Here is a 6216-nt window from a genome sequence, read left to right on the forward strand (position 1 = left end):
GTAAAAATTATAACGTAGCCGCCATCAACCGGATTGTAGGGATCAAAGATGAAAAACTGGATGCTGATTGCCACACTGGCACTGAGTGGTTGCGCGCAAATCAATAGTTATGAGAGTGCGGTGCAAACGCCTGCTCCGGCAAATTTACAAGGTAACTGGCAGACGGTAGGGCCACAAAGCGATCTGATCAGTGACAAGGCAATGGCCAGCCTCATTATCCATGCCGATGGCAGTACGCTGGATTGTCGCCAGTGGCAGCGGGTGATTGCGAAACCAGGTAAACTGACACTGCTGAACGGGGATTACGTCAACGTTACGCGTCAGATGCGGGTGATGACTCTGGATGTAGATGATGGGGAGCTGGAATACGACGGCCTCACAATGCGTAAGGTCGAGCGACCGACTCTTGATTGTCAAAACGCCATTGCTGAAGTGGCAAAGCAGCCCGGCGTTGCGGTTATCCAGAATATCGAGCCTGAGAGCATGCGTCCTCATCTGGCGAAATGATGGTAAAAACGGCCCTGTGGGCCGTTTTTAATGAGACGTATCAATAGCGTGATTAGCGCTTTTGCAATAGATAGCTATTTTCAAATCCTGGCAGACTGCCAATGACATCAAAATCATTAAAATAGCCGCCAGCCCGCAGCAGATCAACCGCCGGCCCGACCTGCGGTGAATACTGATGATCGCGGTAGTCGTCAAATACAACAAACCCGCCTTTAATCACGGTGGGAGAATAAAGCAGGAAATCGAGTAAAACATGGCGGCCTTCATGACCTCCATCAATATGAAGCAGTACCGTTCTTGGATTTAATGCCCGCACTCGTTCAATACTGACCTCAGAATAGCCACGAACCAACGTGACCTCCGGGAAAAGACGTTGATGATAAAAACGCAGCTCATTTTCCTGATTTGGCAATTCCATCGGGTCAATGCTAATTATTCTGCGCTTGTGCTGGCAAATCTCGTTCATAAAAGACGTGGATTTTCCTTTCCAGACGCCAATTTCAATAATATCGCCTTCCACATTATTATGTTGCAACAACCAGCAAAGGTACCCGAGACATTTTACCTGGGTATGAAAGGAGAGTTCCTTACGTGGCATTGCTAATTCGGCAGGCAACTGTGATTGTGCCTGAGCGAGCGATTCGCCAACTCTGTCCCAGGTATGGTCGATCAGATTCTTGATTTCGGGTTCTTCAAAAAAAACCTTTAAGTCTGCAAGCTCAAGCATTTTATTACCTTTCTGCAAATTATCACAATGAACAGCCACGCTGACTGACTATTATCCTGCCCTAAATTTGCCATAGATTAGTCATATCTAGCCTGTAAACATGTCATGTTTTGCTATCTAAATTTGGGCTTAGTAACTATTCAGTAAAATTCGACGGTCAGGAAGACCGTCGAAAACAGAGCTACTCGCTAACTACCCACACGCTCACGCTGCCACCGTTACAGCTAAACAACGCACTGCCGTTGTCATCAGTGGTAAGGGTTTCTGACTTGTGTCCCAGATAATCACGCCAGACTTTCCCTGCATAGCCTTCCCCCATCGAAATATGTTTTTCTCCCGCGTCACCGTTGGACATGATGACGACGCAGCCAGGGTTTTCAGCCGTGCCACTGCGGCTAAATGCCACACAGTTTGGATGATCAAAATAATCGGTCTGTGCTCCCCAGCCGAATAGCTGACGGGCACGAATAAGATTTTCCAGCTCAGGAATAACCGGCATATCAACCTGATGGACTTCGCCGTCACCGCCTTCATCCTGATAGCTGGCACCGAACAGGTCGGGATAAAAGACGGTTGGCACCCCTTGCTCCCGTAACAGAATGAGCGCGTAAGCGAGCGGTTTAAACCAGGACTCGACTGGGGCTTCAAGAGACTGTAAGGGTTGCGTATCGTGGTTAGCAACGATAGTCACGGCATGCCAGGGATCGGCCAGAACCAGCGAATTATCAAAGATTTTGCTCATGTCATAGGCGCTGCCGGCTTTAGATGCCTCATGGAAATTCATATGTAAGGGAGCATCAAACAGCATGGTTTTGCCGTCAACCTGGTGAATATATTCCTGCAGTTTATCGGTTTCAAAAGACCAGTATTCCGCCACGATAAACAATGGATCGCTGGCGACGTCCTGAATATGATCGATCCACTCTTTATAAAACCACGCCGGAATATGCTTCACCGCATCCAGCCGGAATCCGGTGCAGGGCACCTGCTCCATAACCCAGCGCGCCCAGTATTTAAGTTCTTCTCTGACGGCATTATTGCGAAAATCGATATTGGCACCCATCAGGTAATCGAAATTACCTAACTCATTATCTACCTGATCGTTCCAGCCTTCTGCAGTGTAATCATTGATGATTTTAAATACGCCGTTTTCATCCGGGTTTTCGATATGATCTACGCCGCTGAAACACTTGTAGTCCCAGACAAATTTTGAGTATTGTCCTGCTCGTACCGGAAAATTAAAGCGTGTCCAGGCTTCGCACTCCACGACTTCTGGATAGATTTCATCACGATTATCGGGATTAACACGATTGACCCGAATCTGTTCTTTCTCATCTGCCCCCATTTTATGGTTAAGCACGACATCAAGTAACACACCAATATCGTGACTGCGTAACGCGTTAACCGCATCCAGCAATTGCTGTTTATCACCATATTTCGTGGCTTGACTGCCTTTTTGATCGAACTCGCCTAAATCAAACAGATCATAGCTGTCATAACCCACCGAATAGCCACCTGATTCGCCTTTATAACAAGGAGGGAGCCATACCATGTTGATGCCCATGTCGTTAAGCAGGGCAGCTTTATCGGCTACTTCCGGCCACAGCTTGCTGCCATCGGGATAGTACCAGTGGAAAAACTGCAATAAGGTTGGGTTCTGCATGACGTGCTTCCAGTCAAAGGAGAGAGAACTGGAAGTATGGGATAAGAGTGAAGAAATTACGCGGGTGAACTAAAAATATAGTTTCCACCCGCGAAAGTCGGCTTTTTATTGGCTTTTTGGGTAAAGAATATTGCCCGCCATATTGCCGTAAGAGGTCATGACATTTTGTTGTTGCGTTGAGGTCGTCACCAGCGAGCGCAATTCATGCATCCGCTCGCCCAACAAGGTTTTCAGCGTGGTTTCGTTACGCAGAATTTGCTCAAGTACCGGGCGAATTTGTGCCCGCTGTAGTGCGGAAAGAATGTCGGCATCGTTATCACGCGCTACACGCTCGACGCTGCTAATGTAAGTTGATTCGCAACTCAACAGCTCATCCCATTGCCCTTGTCTGGCGTGCTCCAGCATAGCATTACTGAGCGTGAGCAATTGCTGATACCCTTTTAGCAGCTCGAGTGGATTACTCATTAAAACGTATCCTGCTGTGGCTGATAGTTAGGACCGATCTGTTTCCAGGCATCCGCGATGTTATTCAGTAAACCTTCGACTTCAGTAATCGCCTCAACATCATTATTGAGATTGGCCTGTAACAGACGGCGAGTCATATACTCATACAGGTTATCGAGGTTGGCAGAAATTTCACCACCCACCTCATGATTCAGACCTGCGCGCAAACCATTGGTAATGATATTAATGGCTTTTGATAAGGCGTTTCCTTTACCCGGGATATCGCCTTGTTCAATTAAAATAGCGGCTTTTTTCATGGCGCTTAGGGCACCATCAAATAGCATCACGACCAGTTGGTGTGGGCTGGCGCTTAATACCGCGCTTTCCACACCGACTTGCGCATAGGCCTGAATACCGGACTTAGCGTACATGCTTACCACTCCTGTTATAATTTGGCGAACTGCTGGGTCAGATAGTTACCCGTCTGCGTCATGGAAGAAACCAGGGTGCTCAGATTGGTAAACTGAGTTTTGTACCTTGCCATCGTAGCGGTGATCTGATCATTCACTTCAGTGTAACGGTCTGAAAGCTGCTTCAGGGAGGTATTAATCCCGTTAGTGGCATTTTGTACCTGACCACTACTTGAGAGCATCTGCGTCAGAGTGTTGTTAGCCTGCGTTGCAAAACCTGTCGTTTTACCGTCGCCTGTCAAGAAGTTCAACACATCGGAAGGCTGATTCGTTAACGCATTACTCAATTTAGTGCTGTCGACGGTCAGTTTGCCATTCACATCCTGCGTAATACCGAGCTGAGCCAGTGTTGTGAGGTTTCCGCTGGACTGAGGCGATGAAAGTTGGCTACGCAAACTGGTCTGAATATTGCGCAAGGTGTTATCACCTAATAAATCACCATTACCGGAGTCCTGAGCTGTGCCAGCTTTGACAGCAGTATATTTCGTCTGATTACCAATGGTAGTCTGAAGCGAATTATAAGCATCGACATAAGCCTGTATCGCTGCCGTCATCGGTTGATTATCGGTGGCAACAGTGAGGGTTTCAGGTGATCCCGTCGCAGTTGTTTTACTGAGATTAAGCGTCACGCCTTCAGGAGCATCAGTAATGGTATTGCTGCTACGGGTGATGGACACACCGTTAATCTTTAACTGAGCATCCTTCGCGGCAACCTGTTCGGTCATAGCATTGCTGCTACCGCCCTGGCTGTAGTTAATGTACTGAGACAGGGTACTGTCATTGGTACTGACCGTCATCGCATTCGCCGTTCCACTATCACGCGCGGTCAGGGACAAATAATAGGTATTGTCATCAGCTTTAATAATACTCGCGTTAACGCTACCTTGTTGTTTGTTGATCGCATCGCGGATATCAGACAGGCTGGTCTGGTCTTTCGTCAACGTAACGCTTAGCGGCGTTTTCTGACCAGACTGAGAGATAGTAATGGTGCGTGATGCCATGCTCTGGTCACCCAGATCGGTATCTTTACTGGTTGCTGATTTAGACAGCAGTGACTGAGAAGAGGCCAACTGACTTACTTCAATCGAGTAGTTACCGGCAGAGGCTTTACTGGCAAGCGTGGCGGTAAATGCCGTATTAGTACTGGTCACTTTGGTTGCAGCGATAGCGGACGCATTCTGCAAGGCCGCAGCAGCGGTTTGCACTTTCGCAAGACCGGTTTTTACCACGCCCCAGGCGGTTAGCTGAGCGTTATAAGATGACTGCTGTTGAGTAATTGGCGTCAGTTTAGTTTGTTCAGCTGTTTCCAGACTCGTGTACAGAGTATTGAGGTCGAGACTCGTACCAGCACCGAGTGAACTTACACTTGCCATAGTTTATCCTTTACGAGGTTTACGCTAAGTAGAATGAGTATCGGCAGCGAGTGGTAAAAGATTAGCCTGTTTTTTACAAAATCGATGGCGGGATAAGCAGCCTTTCTTTAATTGTCTTCATGGATTTGCCCATCTGAAAATTACTGTGTTTTTTTTCTAAAGGTTGAGTAGGTGCTGACGATAATCAGGTTGTCGGTGAGCAAACCGAATTCAGACGCCTTAATCTGGCTCAATTTTTAAAGGAAAAATATCATGGCAGTGATTAACACTAACACCCTGTCTCTGGTTACCCAGAACAACCTGAGCAAATCTCAGTCATCACTGGGAACTGCGATTGAGCGCCTGTCTTCCGGCCTGCGTATCAACAGCGCTAAAGACGATGCCGCTGGCGAAGCCATTGCTAACCGCTTCACCTCTAACATCAACGGTCTGACCGTTGCGGCACGTAACGCCAACGACGGTATCTCTCTGTCACAGACCGCTGAAGGCGCCCTGTCAGAAGTCAACAACAACCTGCAGCGTGTACGTGACCTGACCGTTCAGGCGCAGAACAGCTCTAACTCAGCGTCTGATATCGACTCGATTCAGGCTGAAGTTAACCAGCGTATGCAGGAAATCGACCGCGTCACCAAACAGACCGATTTCAACGGCATTAAAGTCCTGAACACCGGTGCTGCGAGCACAACATATAACTTCCAGGTTGGTTCAAAAGACGGCGAGACTATCGGTATTGCCATCAGCTCAAGTGACAGCTTTGACCTGGCAGCAGCAGGTAACGCCTCTACCGGTACCACTCAGAACACCCGTGCTATGGGCACTGGCGATACCGTTAACGGCAACGCGCGTACTACCTCAGCAATCGGTTTCGACGTACTGAAAGGTGCTGTCACCGGTGGTGCTACTGGTGCCGCATCCGGTACTACGCCTCTGGCTGACATCGATAAAGCGATTAAAGCGGTTGATAACCAGCGCAGCCTGCTGGGTGCGTCTCAGAACCGTTTTGAGTCCACCATCAGCAACCTGAACAACACC

General features: G+C 48.2%; 7 protein-coding genes. 2 read left to right on the forward strand and 5 right to left on the reverse strand.

Going from position 1 to position 6216, the window contains the following annotated elements; translation table 11 throughout:
- Positions 1–48 precede the first annotated feature (48 nt).
- A complete protein-coding gene (gene yedD, locus CMR03_RS00380) occupies positions 49–507 on the forward strand; it encodes a lipoprotein YedD (RefSeq protein WP_096010451.1) in 459 nt (152 codons plus the stop codon).
- Between the two features lie 52 nt (positions 508–559).
- On the opposite strand, the gene CMR03_RS00385 is transcribed toward yedD, so the two are convergent.
- The 5 genes from CMR03_RS00385 to fliD form a co-directional block, all read right to left on the reverse strand.
- Complete coding sequence (locus tag CMR03_RS00385; protein ID WP_096010452.1) at positions 560–1234, reverse strand: class I SAM-dependent methyltransferase; 675 nt, start codon at positions 1232–1234, stop codon at positions 560–562.
- A 181-nt stretch (positions 1235–1415) separates the two neighbouring features.
- Positions 1416–2897, reverse strand: coding sequence for an alpha-amylase (gene amyA, locus CMR03_RS00390; RefSeq protein ID WP_096010453.1), 1482 nt, complete (start codon positions 2895–2897; stop codon positions 1416–1418).
- Between the two features lie 105 nt (positions 2898–3002).
- Entirely contained in the window at positions 3003–3362 is a 360-nt protein-coding gene (fliT, locus tag CMR03_RS00395; protein ID WP_063879966.1) for a flagellar protein FliT, read from the reverse strand.
- A complete protein-coding gene (gene fliS, locus CMR03_RS00400) occupies positions 3362–3772 on the reverse strand; it encodes a flagellar export chaperone FliS (RefSeq protein ID WP_096010454.1) in 411 nt (136 codons plus the stop codon). The genes fliT and fliS overlap by 1 nt, the downstream gene beginning before the upstream one ends.
- Before the next feature lie 14 nt (positions 3773–3786).
- Positions 3787–5184, reverse strand: coding sequence for a flagellar filament capping protein FliD (gene fliD, locus CMR03_RS00405; protein WP_096010455.1), 1398 nt, complete (start codon positions 5182–5184; stop codon positions 3787–3789).
- 252 nt (positions 5185–5436) lie between these two features.
- Here fliD and CMR03_RS00410 point away from each other — a divergent pair.
- Positions 5437–6216, forward strand: a 780-nt coding sequence (locus CMR03_RS00410) for a flagellin N-terminal helical domain-containing protein (RefSeq protein ID WP_096010456.1), incomplete at its 3' end; no start/stop codon positions are given.

The sequence above is a fragment of the Pantoea allii genome (genome assembly GCF_002307475.1).
Taxonomy (GTDB): domain Bacteria; phylum Pseudomonadota; class Gammaproteobacteria; order Enterobacterales; family Enterobacteriaceae; genus Pantoea; species Pantoea allii.

Coding starts and splice junctions, on each gene's coding strand:
- yedD (WP_096010451.1), top strand. CDS start 49: ATGAAAAACTGGATGCTGATTGCCACACTGGCACTGAGTGGTTGCGCG.
- CMR03_RS00385 (WP_096010452.1), bottom strand. CDS start 1,234: ATGCTTGAGCTTGCAGACTTAAAGGTTTTTTTTGAAGAACCCGAAATC.
- amyA (WP_096010453.1), bottom strand. CDS start 2,897: ATGCAGAACCCAACCTTATTGCAGTTTTTCCACTGGTACTATCCCGAT.
- fliT (WP_063879966.1), bottom strand. CDS start 3,362: ATGAGTAATCCACTCGAGCTGCTAAAAGGGTATCAGCAATTGCTCACG.
- fliS (WP_096010454.1), bottom strand. CDS start 3,772: ATGTACGCTAAGTCCGGTATTCAGGCCTATGCGCAAGTCGGTGTGGAA.
- fliD (WP_096010455.1), bottom strand. CDS start 5,184: ATGGCAAGTGTAAGTTCACTCGGTGCTGGTACGAGTCTCGACCTCAAT.